General features: G+C 63.3%; 20 protein-coding genes. 2 read left to right on the top strand and 18 right to left on the bottom strand.

Features of this window, described 5'->3' with window-relative positions:
• Nucleotides 1-95: 95 nt before the first annotated feature.
• From R5H30_RS19990 to R5H30_RS19955, 8 genes are all read right to left on the bottom strand, one after another.
• Complete coding sequence (locus R5H30_RS19990) at nucleotides 96-920, bottom strand: type IV secretion system protein (protein ID WP_318330427.1); 825 nt, start codon at nucleotides 918-920, stop codon at nucleotides 96-98.
• Nucleotides 920-2,008 carry a lytic transglycosylase domain-containing protein gene (locus R5H30_RS19985; RefSeq protein ID WP_318330485.1) on the bottom strand — a complete coding sequence of 363 codons (1,089 nt, stop codon included), beginning with the start codon at nucleotides 2,006-2,008 and terminating at the stop codon, nucleotides 920-922. Before R5H30_RS19985 ends, R5H30_RS19990 begins: the two co-directional genes overlap by 1 nt.
• Before the next feature lie 58 nt (nucleotides 2,009-2,066).
• The gene (locus R5H30_RS19980) at nucleotides 2,067-2,237 is read right to left on the bottom strand and encodes a hypothetical protein (RefSeq protein ID WP_318330425.1); all 171 of its coding nucleotides are present in this window, start codon (nucleotides 2,235-2,237) and stop codon (nucleotides 2,067-2,069) included.
• Nucleotides 2,234-4,597: a VirB4 family type IV secretion/conjugal transfer ATPase gene (locus R5H30_RS19975; protein ID WP_318330424.1), complete on the bottom strand. Its 2,364-nt coding sequence runs from the start codon at nucleotides 4,595-4,597 to the stop codon at nucleotides 2,234-2,236. The genes R5H30_RS19980 and R5H30_RS19975 overlap by 4 nt, the downstream gene beginning before the upstream one ends.
• Nucleotides 4,587-4,865, bottom strand: coding sequence for a VirB3 family type IV secretion system protein (locus R5H30_RS19970; protein WP_318330423.1), 279 nt, complete (start codon nucleotides 4,863-4,865; stop codon nucleotides 4,587-4,589). Before R5H30_RS19970 ends, R5H30_RS19975 begins: the two co-directional genes overlap by 11 nt.
• A 7-nt stretch (nucleotides 4,866-4,872) precedes the next feature.
• Complete coding sequence (locus tag R5H30_RS19965) at nucleotides 4,873-5,163, bottom strand: TrbC/VirB2 family type IV secretion system protein (RefSeq protein WP_318330422.1); 291 nt, start codon at nucleotides 5,161-5,163, stop codon at nucleotides 4,873-4,875.
• Nucleotides 5,160-5,783 (bottom strand): lytic transglycosylase domain-containing protein, encoded by a 624-nt coding sequence (locus tag R5H30_RS19960; protein ID WP_318330421.1) that lies wholly within the window; start codon nucleotides 5,781-5,783, stop codon nucleotides 5,160-5,162. The genes R5H30_RS19965 and R5H30_RS19960 overlap by 4 nt, the downstream gene beginning before the upstream one ends.
• 64 nt (nucleotides 5,784-5,847) lie before the next feature.
• A complete protein-coding gene (locus R5H30_RS19955; RefSeq protein ID WP_318330483.1) occupies nucleotides 5,848-6,183 on the bottom strand; it encodes a hypothetical protein in 336 nt (111 codons plus the stop codon).
• A gap of 213 nt (nucleotides 6,184-6,396) precedes the next feature.
• Between R5H30_RS19955 and R5H30_RS19950 the strand changes: the two genes are divergently transcribed.
• A complete protein-coding gene (locus tag R5H30_RS19950) occupies nucleotides 6,397-6,660 on the top strand; it encodes a hypothetical protein (RefSeq protein ID WP_412105159.1) in 264 nt (87 codons plus the stop codon).
• A gap of 114 nt (nucleotides 6,661-6,774) precedes the next feature.
• Here the strand turns inward: R5H30_RS19950 and R5H30_RS19945 are convergent, their stop codons facing one another.
• From R5H30_RS19945 to R5H30_RS19925, 5 genes are all read right to left on the bottom strand, one after another.
• Nucleotides 6,775-7,521: a hypothetical protein gene (locus tag R5H30_RS19945; RefSeq protein ID WP_318330419.1), complete on the bottom strand. Its 747-nt coding sequence runs from the start codon at nucleotides 7,519-7,521 to the stop codon at nucleotides 6,775-6,777.
• Between the two features lie 109 nt (nucleotides 7,522-7,630).
• Nucleotides 7,631-7,879, bottom strand: a complete 249-nt coding sequence (locus R5H30_RS19940) for a hypothetical protein (RefSeq protein ID WP_318330418.1) — start codon at nucleotides 7,877-7,879, stop codon at nucleotides 7,631-7,633.
• A gap of 240 nt (nucleotides 7,880-8,119) precedes the next feature.
• Nucleotides 8,120-8,476, bottom strand: a complete 357-nt coding sequence (locus R5H30_RS19935) for a hypothetical protein (protein WP_318330417.1) — start codon at nucleotides 8,474-8,476, stop codon at nucleotides 8,120-8,122.
• A gap of 357 nt (nucleotides 8,477-8,833) precedes the next feature.
• Nucleotides 8,834-9,046 (bottom strand): helix-turn-helix domain-containing protein, encoded by a 213-nt coding sequence (locus tag R5H30_RS19930; protein ID WP_318330416.1) that lies wholly within the window; start codon nucleotides 9,044-9,046, stop codon nucleotides 8,834-8,836.
• 392 nt (nucleotides 9,047-9,438) lie between these two features.
• Entirely contained in the window at nucleotides 9,439-10,161 is a 723-nt protein-coding gene (locus R5H30_RS19925) for a helix-turn-helix transcriptional regulator (protein ID WP_318330414.1), read from the bottom strand.
• Nucleotides 10,162-10,246: 85 nt separating this feature from the next.
• On the opposite strand from R5H30_RS19925, the gene R5H30_RS19920 reads away from it, so the two are divergent.
• Nucleotides 10,247-10,642, top strand: a complete 396-nt coding sequence (locus tag R5H30_RS19920) for a RidA family protein (RefSeq protein ID WP_318330413.1) — start codon at nucleotides 10,247-10,249, stop codon at nucleotides 10,640-10,642.
• 119 nt (nucleotides 10,643-10,761) lie between these two features.
• Here the strand turns inward: R5H30_RS19920 and R5H30_RS19915 are convergent, their stop codons facing one another.
• The 5 genes from R5H30_RS19915 to R5H30_RS19895 all read right to left on the bottom strand — a co-directional run bounded on the left by R5H30_RS19915 (nucleotide 10,762) and on the right by R5H30_RS19895 (nucleotide 14,888).
• Complete coding sequence (locus R5H30_RS19915) at nucleotides 10,762-11,586, bottom strand: class I SAM-dependent methyltransferase (protein ID WP_318330411.1); 825 nt, start codon at nucleotides 11,584-11,586, stop codon at nucleotides 10,762-10,764.
• Nucleotides 11,587-11,627: 41 nt separating this feature from the next.
• The gene (locus tag R5H30_RS19910) at nucleotides 11,628-12,398 is read right to left on the bottom strand and encodes an isocitrate lyase/PEP mutase family protein (RefSeq protein ID WP_318330410.1); all 771 of its coding nucleotides are present in this window, start codon (nucleotides 12,396-12,398) and stop codon (nucleotides 11,628-11,630) included.
• Nucleotides 12,395-13,468: a bifunctional transcriptional activator/DNA repair enzyme AdaA gene (locus R5H30_RS19905; protein ID WP_318330409.1), complete on the bottom strand. Its 1,074-nt coding sequence runs from the start codon at nucleotides 13,466-13,468 to the stop codon at nucleotides 12,395-12,397. The genes R5H30_RS19910 and R5H30_RS19905 overlap by 4 nt, the downstream gene beginning before the upstream one ends.
• 103 nt (nucleotides 13,469-13,571) lie before the next feature.
• Nucleotides 13,572-14,183, bottom strand: a complete 612-nt coding sequence (locus R5H30_RS19900) for a VOC family protein (protein ID WP_318330408.1) — start codon at nucleotides 14,181-14,183, stop codon at nucleotides 13,572-13,574.
• A 48-nt stretch (nucleotides 14,184-14,231) separates the two neighbouring features.
• Complete coding sequence (locus R5H30_RS19895; protein ID WP_318330407.1) at nucleotides 14,232-14,888, bottom strand: LysE family translocator; 657 nt, start codon at nucleotides 14,886-14,888, stop codon at nucleotides 14,232-14,234.
• Nucleotides 14,889-14,890 lie beyond the last annotated feature (2 nt).

The raw sequence follows: 14,890 nt of genomic DNA, 5'->3' as shown, positions 1-14,890 counted from the left end.
GCGTTTCGAATGGCGGTGCATCGGTTGTTCGTTGCCTCTCGCTTCGCTCGAACGCGAAATCCGATCCTTGAAGGTCAACATGCATTCGAAACACCTTACTCAGCCCGGAGCTCGGGCAGGGTGAACTCCATGAAGCGCTGTTCCTCGGCGATGGTGGCGGCATCGATGACGCCGCCGGTCCCGTCGCCCACGGTCTGGACGGCCTCGAGCTGCCACATCGCGACGAGCGCGATCGCGAGCTCGGCAGTGACGCGGGTGTTGAGATCGACGCTTTCCTTGAGCTCGTCCATGTCGTCGATGAGCCCGACCAGGCGCTCGACGCGTTCGAGCGATTGCCCGGCATCGTCGTAGCTGTTCTGTGCCGCGGCGGAGACAAGCGCGCCCGTCGTGGCCTGGGTGGCGACGCGTTCGGCGCCGGCATTGCCGCTCCGGGCCATCTCCGACAGCGTGTCCTCGTCGAAGCCGAGATCGGCCAGGACCCGGTCCATCTGGGTCTCGATCTCGCTCGCGCCCGAGCCGGTGAGCCCGGAGAAATCGCCGGTCCGGATCGCGCGGATCGTCGCCTGGATGTCGCCGAACTCCTGGTCGAGGAGCCCGTTCAGTTCGTCCTCCATCTCGGTCCGGATCACTTCGGGCAGTTCGGCAAGGCGCGTCAGCGCCTCGTAGGTCCGCTGCAACTCCGCGAGCTGGTTCGTGAGGGTGGCAAGTTGCTCGCGAAGTTGCAGGAGCTGCTCGTTCTGCAGAATCTCATCCTCGATCATCTGCCGAAGCTGCTGGATGTTCTGGGCGATGTTCTGGGTGTCGACCACGGGCACGCCCTGGGCGCGGGCCGTGTAGGAAGTGAGGACGAGGGTGAGCGCGAGAACAGCGGCGAGGGCCGTGGTGCGCAGTAGGGTTGCGGGGGCAGGGAGCTTATTCATCAATCCAATTCCTCCAATGTGAATTCCATGAAGTCCTGTTCCGCCATGCGCGCTGCGGCCTGCTGCAGCTGCGCGGCGCTGAGGGGCTGGGTGCGCGCGGCCTTGAGCCGAAGGCGGGCGGCGACGAGGCGGACGAGTTCGGCGCGGGCATAGGTGTTTAGCGCGAGGCTCTCCTGGATGTCTTCCGTCGCGCCGATGCGGCGGACGATGTCCTGGATGCGGAGCGCCGCGGCCCGGATCGCCGCCGGAGAATTGCTGCCGTAGAAGGCCGCGCCGGCGCCCATGAGCGACAGGTTGGAATTGGCGAGAAGGGCCGGAGCGATCGTGCCGAGGGCCTCGATGCCGCCGATCCGCGAGAGATAGAGGTTGTAACGCTGGGGGATCACCTGGACGTAATGCTGGGTTTCGGCGAAGGGCGGGACGCCGCCATATTCGATGACGCGACCGGGGCCGGCGTTGTAGGCCGCGAGCGCGTTGATGATGTTGCCGTCGAAGGTGGCGAGTTGCGCGTCGAGATAGCGCGCGCCGCCGTCGACCTGCAGGTAGGGGCTGTCGTAGTATTCCGGGTTGATGCCGAGGTCGCTCGCCGTCCCCGGCATGATCTGGGTGAGCCCGAAGGCGCCCACGGGCGAGCGCGCCCCGATCGTGAAGCGGCTCTCCTGCCAGATCAGCGCCTGCAGAAGCGCCCGCCATTGCACCACCGAGAGACCGGCGCGGCCGACCCCGGGGCGACCTCCAGTCTCCTGGGCGACGCGGATGATCAGCTGCTCGATGTTCTCCGCGGCGTCCCCGAACATCTGCGCGCCGCCAGGGTTCGGATCGATGTCCGCCGTGCCGTAGACCGCTTCGACGGACCGCGCGGCGTCGCCGTTCCCGGCCTCGAGGTCCGAGACCATAGCCGGCAGCCCCTGGCCGCCGAAGCTCGTCTGGGCATCGAGGATATCTCGAAGGACCGCGAGCTGCTCCCGCTCGATGGCGGTCAGAAGCTCCTCGACCGCGAGTGTGTCGCGCTGGACGGCGAGGTCGGCCTCCCGGTCGCCGGTCTCGATGATGTCCCGCGCGGTCAGCCCGCTGTCGTTGACGGGCACGCCCTGCGCCGCGGCAACACCCGCGGCGGCGCAGAGCGCCAGGGACAGGACGCCTGTTCTAGGCATCGGTCACCGGGGTGCCGTCCGGCCCGCCAAGCTCGAAGAAGTCGCAGGGATCCTCGTTTTCGGTCGCGGCAATGAGATTGAAGCAGTTCGCGCGCGGCTCTCGGTACTCCGCGCAGGCAGCGAGCGTGCAGAGAAGGAGGGTGAAGAGGAGCAGCCGGATCATGCGAGCCTCCAGAAGTCGGGGCGGTCCCGGTAGTCGGCGCCGACGAGCGCTTCGCCCTTCTCCATGCCGCCGAGGATCGTGAGGTTGGCGCCGAGGGCGGAGAGATCGGTGTCGACCACGACCGAGCCGGTGTCGTCGCGGATGAGCGCGAGCCGCGAGTTGCTCCCGGTGTTGAGGAGGACGTCGAGCTCCTTGTCGTGGAGGTGGAGCATCGCGTAGTCGGAGGATTGGGCGCGAATGTTCGGGAGCAGGATCTGCGTCGGCACCGCCTCGATGATGGTCTTGCCGGTCCGGGTGCGCTCGAGCTGGCTCGCGTATTGCGTCATCATCACCGCCACGGTGTTCTGCTTCCGCGCGGTCACCAGCCAGTTCGAGAGCCGCTCGGCGAAGTAGGCGTTGTCGAGCGCCTTCCAGGCCTCGTCGATGACGATGATCGTGGGCCTGCGGTCCTCGATCTTGCGCTCGACCCGGCGGAAGAGATAGGAGAGGACCGCCATCCGCTCCTTCTCGCTCTCGCTGTCAAGGATGCCGGTGAGGTCGAAGCCGACGACGTCGCCCTCGAGTGAGAAGGTGTCCTCGAGGCTCTGGCCGAAGATCCAGCCGTAGCGACCGTCTTCGGTCCATTCGAGGAGCCGCTGGTGCAGGTCGCCGCCATCGTCGGTCGAGACGAAAAGCGAGGCGAAGTCTCGCCAGTTTCGCAATGCCGGATCGGTCGCACCCGCGTTCTGGCGGACGACCTCCTGGATGCGGTTGGTCTGGATCGGGGTGAGCGGCTTGTCGGCGCGGTGGAGGAGCGCGGCGAGCCAGTCCGAGAGCCAGGCGGTGCCGCGCGCGTCGGTCTCGGTCCAGAGCGGGTTGAGGCCGGTGGCGGCGCCCGCCGTGACCGTGGCGTAGCGGCCGCCATTGGCCCGGACCGCCATCTCCATGCCCTGGCGATAGTCGAAGACGAAGATGCGCGCCGCTGCGCTGCGGGCCTGGGTCATCAGGAACCCGGCAAGGACCGACTTGCCGGAGCCGGGACGCCCGAGGATCAGCGTGTGGCCGCTCGTCGGCTCCTTGTCGGGCGAGCCGCGCTCATGGAAGGAGAACCGGTAGGCGCTCTGCTCCGGGCTCGGGAACATCGTGATCTCCATGCCCCAGGGCAGGGCGTCCTTGGCCTTTCCGAGCTGCGTCCGGTGGAAGGCCGCGAAATCCGCGAAATTGCGGTTGGTGACGGCACTGGCGCGGACGCGCTTCGTTTGGTTGCCCGGATGCTGGCTGAAGTAATGGGTCTTCGCCGCGACCCGTTCGCTGATCATCTTCACGCCCTCGGCCGCGGCGGCATTGACGATCTCGGCCCCGAGCGCCTGGAGGTCGTCCAAACTGTCGCAGAAGACCGTCACGACCATGTGGTGCTCGCCGAAGCTCTGGCGTTTCGCCTCGAGATCGTCATGCGCGATGTCGAGTGCCTCGAGGAGCGAGAGGGCGGCGTCCTGGGAGGCCTGCATCTGGCGTTTCTGCCGCTTGATCCGGCCCGCCATCAGGTTCGAATTGATCGGCGTGAAGGAATGCGTGACGATCATGTCGACCGGCAGGTTCAGCATGTCGAACATCGTGCACTGGGTCTGTTCGGAATATTCCCCGATGGTGAAGCTCTTGCCGTAGCGATGTCCCACCACGCCTTCGGAGAGCTCGAAATGATCGTCATGGAAGGTCACGCGGGTGTTGGCGACGTTCCACGAGAGAAACCCGTAGCTGCCCGCGGGGTAGAGCGGCAGCTCCTGGCCGGTGTTCAGCGCGCCCAGAAACCCGATGAGCTCGCCGCTCGCGGCCGAGAGGAGGCGCGGCTCGAGGTCGGAGAGACCCGAGGTGAAGACGCCCACTGCCTCGCCGAGGCGGCGAAGGCGTTTCGCCGTCTCTCGTGCCAGCCGCTCCGGCGCGCTCCGGCCCAAAAAAGCCCGGAAGCTGCCCTCGGGCGGGCGGTGGATGACGGTGAGCGTCAGCGTCTTGTCGCGCAGCCCGCTCGACCGCAGCTTCTCCTGCCAGAGGCCATCGACCCGCGCCGCGAAACCGTCGCCCTGGACCGGCACGAGATCCGGCGTGATGCCCTTCGAGACCTTGTGGACGTAGTAGCTGAACTCGGGGCCAAGCTGCGCGACGATCCGCGCGAAGAGCGCCCGGAGCTTGTCGAGATAGGCGTCGTCGGTGGTGTAGCTGTTGACCCCGCCGAGGCGCAGGCACTGGAAGAGCTCGTTGGCGCGGGTCCGGACCGTGTGGTCGCCGACGAGACTGACGTAAGGAAGCATATGCGCGAGGCGCCGCTCGCGGGCGTACCAGTCGGGCAGGAGCGTGCGCTCGTCGTGGCTGTCGTCACGGGGCATAGCTGTCGCCCCCGTGGATCCCGCGATTCCGGGTCGGCGGCGTCTCCTGGAAGACGACCAGCAGCACGTCGATGAAACGCGGGTCCCAGTCGGCGGCCTTCCAGAGCACCGGGTAGAGCAGGGCCGCGACCACGAGGACGGCCATATGCTGGACCCAGACGAAGAGCAGGACCGAGCCGAAGAGCCAGACCATGGCGTAGAGGATCGGCAGGCCGAGGAGCTTCGGCGGGCGGACGAGACCGAGGAAGAGGGGGGAGCGTTCGGCCATGCGCGCATCACCCGCCGAAGACGGCCGCGACGATGGTCGGCGCGGCGGCGATCCCAGCGATTCCGACGAGCACCCAGAGCGCCTGGCGGAGATCGATGATGTTGAAGAACCAGCTGAGGAAGACGCCGATGGCGGCGAGCGTCGCGATGACGACGCCGAGCGGGCCGGTCAGCGCATCGACGATCCCCTGGAGCAGGTTCTGGATCGGCGAGAGATCGATGCTCTGGGCGAGGGCGGGGTCCGCGATGAGAAGCAGGACCGCGAGGGTGGCGACGAACGTTCTGGATATGGGCGTCATGGGGTCTCTCCTTGCAGACGGCCCGCGACCGCCAGCACGCGCCGGACATGGGTCTGGGTCTCGAGGTAGGGCGGGATGCCGCCATGTTGGCGGACGGCGTCCGGCCCGGCGTTGTAGGCGGCGAGCGCCAAGCGCGGATCGCCGAACTCGGCGAGCATCATCGCGAGGTAGCGCGCCGAGCCGTCGAGGTTCTGGCCGACATCATGGGGATCGACGCCGAGCTCGGCGGCGGTCTCCGGCATGAGCTGCCCGAGACCGATCGCGCCGACGCGGGAGCGGGCGGCCGGATCGTAGGCGCTCTCGACCTCGATATTGGCGCGGTAGAGCGTGAGCCAGTCAGTAACAGTGATGTCCGCGGCGCGGAGACCCGGATGCGCGGCATAGCGGAGCGCGGCGTCGTCGATCGCCGCGAGAAGCGCCGGCGATGGGGCGCGGACGGCCGATGTGACGGAGCCGACTTCGGCCCTGTTTTTCGGATCGTCGGTGCCGACCACCTCGCCGAAAATGCGCATCGGATCGCTGGCCGAGCCCTGGCCGATGCCGTCATTGTAGGTGCGGGAGAAGCGCTCCTGCGGGACCGACGGCGTCAGCGTACCGTCGCTCTCCATGATCAGCACCATCTGCGCCGAGGCCGGTGCCGCAAGGCAGAGGGTAAGGAGGGCGGTGGCCGCCAGGAGGCGGCGTCTAGGCCTTGGGCAGCTTGAGGGTCGTCCGCTGTCCTTCCTCGAGCGGGATGTCGGCATGTGAGAAGCCGATCCCCACGAGGAAGGAGATGACGCCGGTGACGGTCTTGAACTCGCGGATCTTGATGTCGCCCCGCGAGGTGCGGGTGCGGGCGGTGACCAGAAGCTTTTCCATCCCGTCGTCGCTGACGGCCCGGATGATCCAGACGCCATGCCAGCTCGGGCCCTTCTTGAGGGCGTCGGACTGGGCCACGACCTCGACGGTGTAGCCTTCCGCGGCGAGGTCGCGGAACTTGGTTTCGGTGACCACATTCGGCGCTGCTTTTTCTAGATCTATCACCCGGGCCACGCTCTCAATTTCTGGCGAATGACCCGGCATCCTTCCCGGACAGCCAGACCATACGATGCTATAGTATCATCCGCAAGCTATAGTTTTGTCATTGTGCGGTGCTCGCGAAGCTGCCATCATTACGCACGAGCACGGCCAAGAGACAAGGAAAGACGGGGGAATTCGGGCATGCCGGCGCTGCGCCCGCCGCGGTATATCTGCCTGCCAATCCTTATATTATTGGCTGGATCGTTGGCGCGGCCGGCGGGTGCGGAGAGCTGTCTCGCCCCGGTCCGGCCTTACGTGCCGAGCGATCCGGTGGCTGCGCGGGAATATGCCGATCTCATCAGACGCGAATTCGAACTCTACATCGAGGACATCCAGAATTACTTCCGATGCCTCGAGGCGGAGCGGAGCCGCGCCTTCGAGGAAGCACGCGAGGTCAGCGAGGAGTACGGTGCCTTCCTGAAACGCGTCGGCGATTAGGGCCGGCGGCCCTAGTGGCACTTCAGAGTCGGAGTGGGCGAGATCGCGTTCTGCCAAAATGCTGCGCAGTGACCGCTTTGCGGTGCGTCTGTCCAAGAACGTCGACGACCGTCGTCAGTAGTTCACCTGCTCGAAGCCGTAATTGCCTTCGTAGTCGCGCCAGTCGACGAAGACGGACCTGTGCCGGACGCCTGGGCAGTCCTCACCCCACCGCTCGAGACCGACATGGGCCTCGGGCAGGGCGCCTAGTGAAGATCGCCGCCAGGCGAAATCGCCCTGTGTGCCGTACCCGCCCACCTGGACCGCGGCGAAGCGATTGCAGTTGTCGTCCTCGCCGGACTCCCACTGGCTGGCGTAGCGCACATGGTAGACCCGGATCGACCGGACGAAGTCGAACTCCCGACCGCTGATATCGATATCCGCCCGGTCCTGGACCAGCCTGAGGGCCTCGTCGTCGCTCAGGGGACCAGAGGCCATGTCCGGTGCCCGAAAGACAGCCGAGACCGGAGCTGCGCGTTCTGGCACGCCAGGACGGGAGTGGGGCAGGAGCTCCCGCGCGTCGCGGAACAGGATGTCGTAGACCCGCGGTCGCACAGTTTCCTCCCCGTCAAGTTCAAAGGACGCGCCCATTGGGCAGCGCCAGATCTGCAAGGGCGGCTCGACGGGCCAGGGCGTGATCCGGCGGATGAACTCGGCGCGGGCGCGCGCGCAGGGCTCCGACGCCGGCCATCCCCCGGAGAGGCAGAGCAGGATCGCGCAATCGATCGGATAGGTTTGCGCGACAGCCGGGGCCGGTCCACCGCCCGACAGGAGTGCGACAAGACCGGCCGCCAGGGCTTGTGATCTTCGGGAATTGAGCATCGGACCATCTCCCGTGCCGAAGCAGTGCCATACAATGATATAGCATTGTCGCAGATTTTCCACGTTTGGCAAGCCTGCTTCCTGTAGCGCTCTAGGGGTACAGCGCAGCTCAGGACTTCGGCACCGACCTGGCCCGGGCCGCCGAGATGCGGGCGAATACCTCGCGGTTGGCCCGGAGGTTTGGGCAGAACCGGTCTTTATCGATCGGCGGATCGATGAAACGGACTTGACGTTTTCGTCCGAGCCACAGAATCGTGAGCTCTTCCGTGTTCCAGAGGTAGACCCAGGCGATGATCTTGGCCGGGTCCCGGCCATAGAGCCGCGCAATGGCGGTGCCTTCGGTACGATGTGCAGTCACGGGCGTGGCCCCCCGTCGAAAGGGAAAGGAACATCTGAATCGTGGCCCCCGAGAACGTGCTGTAGCTGTCTTGCCCTGAATTCAAATCTGTCGAGCGTGCATTACATAAATATAGTATTGCTGCGCCTTCGCGACACAGGCGTCACCGCTCGGTGAAGAGGAACTCGACATTGGCGTTGTCCCGTCTGTCGGCGGATTCGGCCGAATGAGACGCAGTCCGTTCCGCGCAGCTGATTGCTGTCAGTTGGCTTTCCGCTTCCGTCCGCGCGAACCATCCTTGTCGCTGCCCGGGGGATCGAAGACGATGTTGTACGCGTCGTCAAAGGTGAGCGCGTGACCGTCGCCGAACTCGTGATGGTGCTTGAAGAGTCCGGGCCAGATGTTGAAGAGACGCGCCTCAGGCCCGTAGGGGCCGAAGCGGGTGGAGACGAGCACCGCCTCCGGTTCGCCTTCGCGCAGGTAGATGCATTGGTAGCGGGGCTTCCCATCGTCCGTGAACCCGACAAGCTCGTACCGACAGCGGTAATCGACTCCCGACTCGATGAGGTCTTTCACCCCATCGATCGTAATCAGGATCTGGTCTCTTGCGATCGGCACCGAACTCCCCCACGGGAGTCCTTCTACATCCGGCAGGAAAGCGCGCAAAGACATCTCCGCGCAATATGTAAAAATGTGCACTCTATCGTTTAGGCGAGAATGCGCCCATACTATCGGTAGTCATGGGGACTCTCACCGTTGCTGTCCCCGGATGTCCGGAAGCGCGCGCTCGCTGACCGGCGCCTCGGCCAGGTCCGGATCGACGATGGTCCGGGTTCGCCTCCCGGTGTTCCAGACATGCTCGAGCCAAACCGTCCGCTCTTCAGCATTTACCTTAACAAATCCCTCCCGAACGGGGAGGCCATATGTCAGACGATCAGACACGGACCGCGCGTGTCGCGGCGGGCACCGCGTCGATCAGGACCTGGGCTTCAGAAGCTCCGCGGGGTCGACCTTCAGCGCCTCGGCAATCGCCTCGATCTTGTCGAGCGAGGCGGCGTACTTCGCGTTCTCGAGCTTGCCCATGTAGCCGCGGTTGATGCCGGCCCGATGCGCGAGGTCCTCCTGGCTTATCCCCTGGATACGCCGGAGTTCCTGAATGTTCAGACCTACTCGTTCCCGCAGCTTCATGGCCGAAGCTCGGCCACGATGTCGCGTATTTAGCCACGCGATATACTATACATTCGACGGTGAGGGCGTTGGTTTCTCTGAAGTCTGAAAGGGTTCGGTTCTCGAAATCGCTCGCCATCAGGTTGTGATGATAACATGGATGGGGCCTGCCGAGGGAAGGGGTCCGGAGATCGGGCAGGTTTCCGCCAATTGCGGAGTAGTAAAGGCCTGACGGAGGCTTTTCCTATATTTGTCAGTGGTTTATCAAAAGTCGCATAAGGCTAATTATGTTAATCTTAGATGGAAGTTGACTGCACACAGATCGTGCATATCATCCACCCAAATGACGAAGTTGCCGATGAAATCGCTCCGGTCCTCCATGATATATGGGCGATGCTGGGTGGCCTGTAGGCTCAACTTGTTCGAAGTTCATTGTACGGACAGACATCATCTTCGAAGGGGACGTGCCTTCTGCGGAAGCTCGTTTCCGACAGCGCTTCCGGACTACTGATCCGATCCATCCTGAAGTGTCGAAAGCCATCGCGGTCAGGGTCCCAACCGACAAGATACCATAGTGGCGACAGGACGAGCATTGCTTGCGGCTCAACTTCCCGCTGGGTCTCGCGACCTCTTGCATCGCGATATTGGAACCGGAGGAGCCGACGAGCAAGGAACGCGGTTTCGAAGGCAGCAAGCAGCTCCGGATCCATTTCCCCCAAATCCGATAGATCTTGCAGCGGCGACAGTTGACCGATGTGCAGGCATGCGAGCATTGCGCGCAAATCTCTGACCCTGTCAGCCGACAGCGACCGCTCGATCTTGGCCAGGCCGACATCCGCAAGATCTGCGAAAGGAAGGTTTCCGGCGGCCCGCATGGCCGCGACGCTGATGAGCAACGCAAATACCTCCGGGACCAAAAGCTTTGCCGTTGTGTGCAGCGATTGCGGATCGAGCTGCACTCCGCCGCCTCGCCCCACGTCGGAATGAATCAGATATCCTTCATCTCGCAAGGCACCGATATCGCGCAGGATGGTCCGTCGGGACGCCCCGACCTCTTGCGAAAGCGCCCCGATCGTGGACGTGCCGTTACGACGCAGCGAACGGATGATCGCGTCATGTCTGAGTCTTACATTCATTCGCAAACGATAGCACAAAAGGTGCCAAGATTTGTCACCGTTTTGTCCTACCCCTTTTCCGGCAACTGAAATAGGAGATTGCGACATGGAACGGACAGCAGTGAACCCGTGGGATTGGTCGATCAAGCTGGGATACAACCAGGCCGAAGCGATCGAGGGCGCGACGCGCCAACTGATCTGCGCGGGTCAGACGGCGGTCGACGCGAACGGAAATCCTCAGCATGCCGGCGATATGCGGGCCCAGATCGACCTCGCCCTGGACAATCTCGAGGCGGTGCTGAAAGGGGCTGACATGGACCTCGGCAATGTCGTCCGGCTCGGCATCTATGCGACGGACGTGGACGAGGCATTGAAGAATTTCGACTTGATGGGGATGCGGTTCGGCCCTCACCAGGTGGCACCACCGATGACCTTGCTCGGGGTCACGCGCCTCGCCATACCCGGCCTGCTCTTCGAAATCGAAGCGACGGCAGCAGCCTAGATGAACGAGCGAAGCGGCTACCGGTCCGGATGCGACGCGCGGCCGCTTCCTTCTCAGGGCCAATCAAAGCTGAATTGCAGCGATGCGCCTGATCCAATGAAGCTCAAGGTCACGCCCATTCACAAGGCCGGTTTTCTTGCGACAACGAGTGCTTGCCCGCAGGTTGCCACCACGGCCTCCTCTGACGACAGCTCGTCGGCATGTGTCTGGACGACCTTCGCAAGATCAGGCTCATTTTGTGCGATCTCCAGATACGCCTTCTCCCTTCCGTATAGAATGCTCCGGACAGAGATGGTCTTGTCGACTTGAAATCCTGAAGCTCGGAAGAGATCACCGGCTTCGAGTGGTGTCAGGTAACACCCGGACTGAAAGCCTTCGGCAGAGGCATTTTCAAATATGCCGTCGGTTGCCGCATCGGTGAACGCAGAGACATTGACCTGCTCCGGCGATCTGGCCGCTCGATCTATCAGATCCGCAACGCCGCTCAGCCTCGGAATAAACGCGGCCAGAACGACGCCCCCACGACGCAAGACACGAAAACACTCGCGCGCGGCCGTCTTTCGGTCTTTGTTCTTTGTCACGTGATAAAACGGTCCAAGGGCAAGGACGCAGTCGAAAGAAGCGTCGGCGAAGGCCGATAGGTCGGTCGCATCGCCAACAACCGCGCGCGGCGTAGTGGTGGCGTATAGGCTGTCGGAAATGCGAGCATTGGCCTCCTCGACAAGGCGCGGCGACAGATCGACAAGTTGGCACCGATGCCCTCTCTCCGCCATGGCGAGTGTGTACCGACCGGGGCCACCACCCAAATCCAGCATATTGCAAGCCGCTGGAACGTAGCGATCAATGATCCGCAGCGTCCGATCCAGTTCGACGATGCCGGCGGGCGTCTCCAGTCGTGCCCACTCGTCGAAGATATCGTAGTATTGGAGTATGGAGGTCGTCATTGCATCTCTATCGCATCCGGTCGGTCACAGGCTGCAGCGCATCACGAGGCAAGAGCCTCGGACTGCGCAGCAACTAGGTCTTTCATGGCCATGATGTAAGGTCCGGGCCCATAGCTGGCACGTGCCACGCCGAGCGATGCGACCTTGGACACCGATGACAATTCCCCCATCATCATGACGTTGACCGGGAGCGTCGACGCCTCACAGATGCGCGAGATGAGCGTCGGGTCGGTCAGCCCGGGGACGAAATAGCCGTCCGCGCCCGCCTCGGCATAGCTGTTCTGGCGCGCGATCGCTTCTTCGACCAGAAGCGCGTGTTCAACGCCCGCTTCGTTCTTCAGAAACAGGTCCGTCCTTGCGTTGATGAAAAGCGGGAGCCCGGCATCGTCCGCTGCCTTTCGGACGGCGCGCAGGCGCGCAACCTGGTCTTCCACCGAATGAAGCCCCTTTCCACCGACGATCTGGTCTTCGAAGTTCAAGCCAATCGCTCCGCACGCGATCAAGCGCGTGACATTTCCGGCTATATCGTCGGGCGTCTGGGCATAGCCGCCTTCGAAATCGACAGTGACCGGACAATCCACCGAAGCGGTGATCCTCTCGACCAAAGTGAGAACAAGATCGAGCGGGATCGCCTCCCCGTCGTCAAAGCCGTGCGCTGCGGCCATGGACCAGCTACCGGTGGCTACGGCCGGTGCGCCCGCGTCGACCAGCGCTTTCGCACCGCCCGCGTCCCAGATGTTGTAAAGAACAAGCGGGTTGCCCGGAATGTGCAGCGCGCGGAACGCCTCCGCTCTCTGTGCCTGGTTCGTCATTGCTGGAGTTCTTTCTGTTCAAAACTGTAGCGTGTTTCGATTTCCAGAAGCCGCTGCTTGCGCCACAACCCGCCCCCATACCCCGTCAGGCTGCCATCCGCGCCGATCACCCGGTGGCAAGGGATCATGAGCGCGATCTGGTTGGCGCCGTTGGCCCGCGCGACCGCGCGCGTCGCGGAAGGCTTGCCGATGGTAATAGCGATGTCGCGATAGCTGCGTGTTTGACCTGCGGGAATGTCGCGCAGAGCATCCCAGACAATTTTCGAAAAGGCCGTCCCCGGCGGAGCCAACGGTGTTTCGAAATGGCTCGACGTGCCCGCAAAGAAGGCGTCAAGCTCTGCCGCCGCCTGTTCCGTCGCGGCCGTCTTGCCCAGACCGATCGCATTCCGGCCGTGCATCGCCAGCTTCTTGAGCTCGTTCGGCAGCGCCTTGCGGTCCACGAATTCGAGAAGATGCAGATGAGACGTGCTGGACACCGCGACCATGTCGCCAAGCGGTGTGGAGATCCAGGACGCGAGCAGAGTTCCCTCTGTTCCGAGGTCTTTTGGTCGACACCCCAGCAGCCGGGCGAAAGCGGCCCGGAAGGCACTGGGCGAGTCGAACCCCGCCTCCAGTTGCGCCTCGATGACCTTGCCACCATCGGCAAGCGCCTCGAACCCGTCGCGCAGGCGGCGCTGACGCGCCATCTCGAGGAATGTCATGCCGAACTGTCGTTTGAAACTGCGCCGCACCGTGGAAAGGTCGTAACCCAGCCGCGCGATGTCCCGTTCGGACCATCTGACCTCAGGCTTTTCGTCAAGAAGCCTCAGGAGCTCGCCGACAACGGGATCGGCGGCAGCTGCGGCTTGCATGGGATGGCAGCGCTTGCAAGGGCGAAAGCCCATCTCGATGCATTCCCCGATAGTGGCAACGAAGGTGCAATTCTCGGATTTCGGTTTGCGGGCCGGACAGGTCAACCGGCAGAAAATCCCCGTTGTCCCAACGCAGACGTAGACTCGTCCATCATACTCCTCGATCCGGTCGAGCAGGGCGCGGTACAGCGTGTCGTGGTCGGGGAGATCGAAGAGCATGTAGTCTTCCAAAGGCTGGTGCAGTTGCCCCCGATACCTACGCTCCAGAACAGCTTTGTTCCGTCGAAAATCGGGCGTGTATTTCAGCTCATCTCCGACGACCTCAGATCGGTGAAAGGAAACCGGTGCACTGGCTCGAACATCCATCCGGCGTGACGAACACAAGCCGAAACCCCGGTTGTCCCGTCACTAGTTCGATCCTTTCGCACCATTGAAGAAGAGGCGCGGCTTGTTGCGGGGTCGGGAGGCTGACTTCGCAGAGTGCAAGCGTCGCAAATCGTGGCCTCTGCCGCTCACCGGCCAAACCGTCCGCCCGATCTATCGGCGGAACGCCACCCGGAGTTTGAAACACGAAAGGCAAGGAACGATCAAGGCTCGCCTTCGCAACAGGGATCGTCACCCCGGCAGGCAGGAACGGCGCCGAATACGGGTCACACGCTACGGGCGCCGCACCGCGCCACGACACACCGATCGGCGATCCGGCACCGCGCCCGCGATCCCCCAGACCGATGCGTTCGCTTTCCGCGCTGATCTCCGACCCATCCAGCCAGAGGAATTCGACAAACATGTCGTCGAGGCAGGCGCAGATGTTCGTTGTCCCCTGGCCCGGATGCTGACGGGAATAATTGGTGACCAGACCAGCCGTCTGCATCAGACGTTCGGCGACGCTTCGGTCCGCGACGAAAAGAAATATGTGATCGAGTTCGGCTTTCATTGTCTTCTGTCCTGACCTGAAGCTGAATTCAGCAAATTGGATGGCTCGTCACGGTGATTGGCGGAACAACAAAAGGCGGACCGCAAGCAGGGTCAGGGCCACCCCCGTCAGCCCCTGGATCGCCTGCCAAAGCCGCGGCCGCCGGAGCCAGCCCACGAATTGCGATAGGGTCAGCACCACGAAGCCATACCACGCAAGAGCGATGGCCGCGTGGACCCATGCCAGCAAAAGAGCCTGAGACCAGAGCGGTGCACCGCCGACTGCGAGGAACTGTGGAAACGCTGCAAGATAGAACAATGTCGGCTTTGGGTTGAGGATATTGGTCAGGAATCCCTCAGCGAAGCGCTTCAGATGACGAGGCGCAAGACCTTCGGTTGCCGGGTCAGGGTCTGGAGTCGAAATCGTTCTCGGACCCGCGATGGCAGACCGCAAAGCTTTTAGCCCGAGCCAGAAAAGATACCCCGCGCCTGTGATCTTCAGAAATGTGAAGGCTGTAGCAGAAGTCGCTAGGATCGCTCCTACACCAATGAACGACAAAGTGGCGTGGGTCAGAATCGCTGTCGCGAAGCCGAGTGTATTGGCCAAACCGGCAAATCGACCGAATGTCGGCACGGTCCGCAAAAGTAGAAAGAGGTTCGGGCCAGGGGATGTGACAATGAGCGTTACGATGAATGCAAAAGCCAATAGTGAGTCGAGGTCGGCCATTG

Source organism: Roseobacter sp. FCG-D35, assembly GCF_033436665.1.
Classification (GTDB): Bacteria; Pseudomonadota; Alphaproteobacteria; order Rhodobacterales; family Rhodobacteraceae; genus JAWQFO01.
Note: the sequence above shows the minus strand (reverse complement) of the source record. Positions and strands in the feature narration are given on the sequence as shown.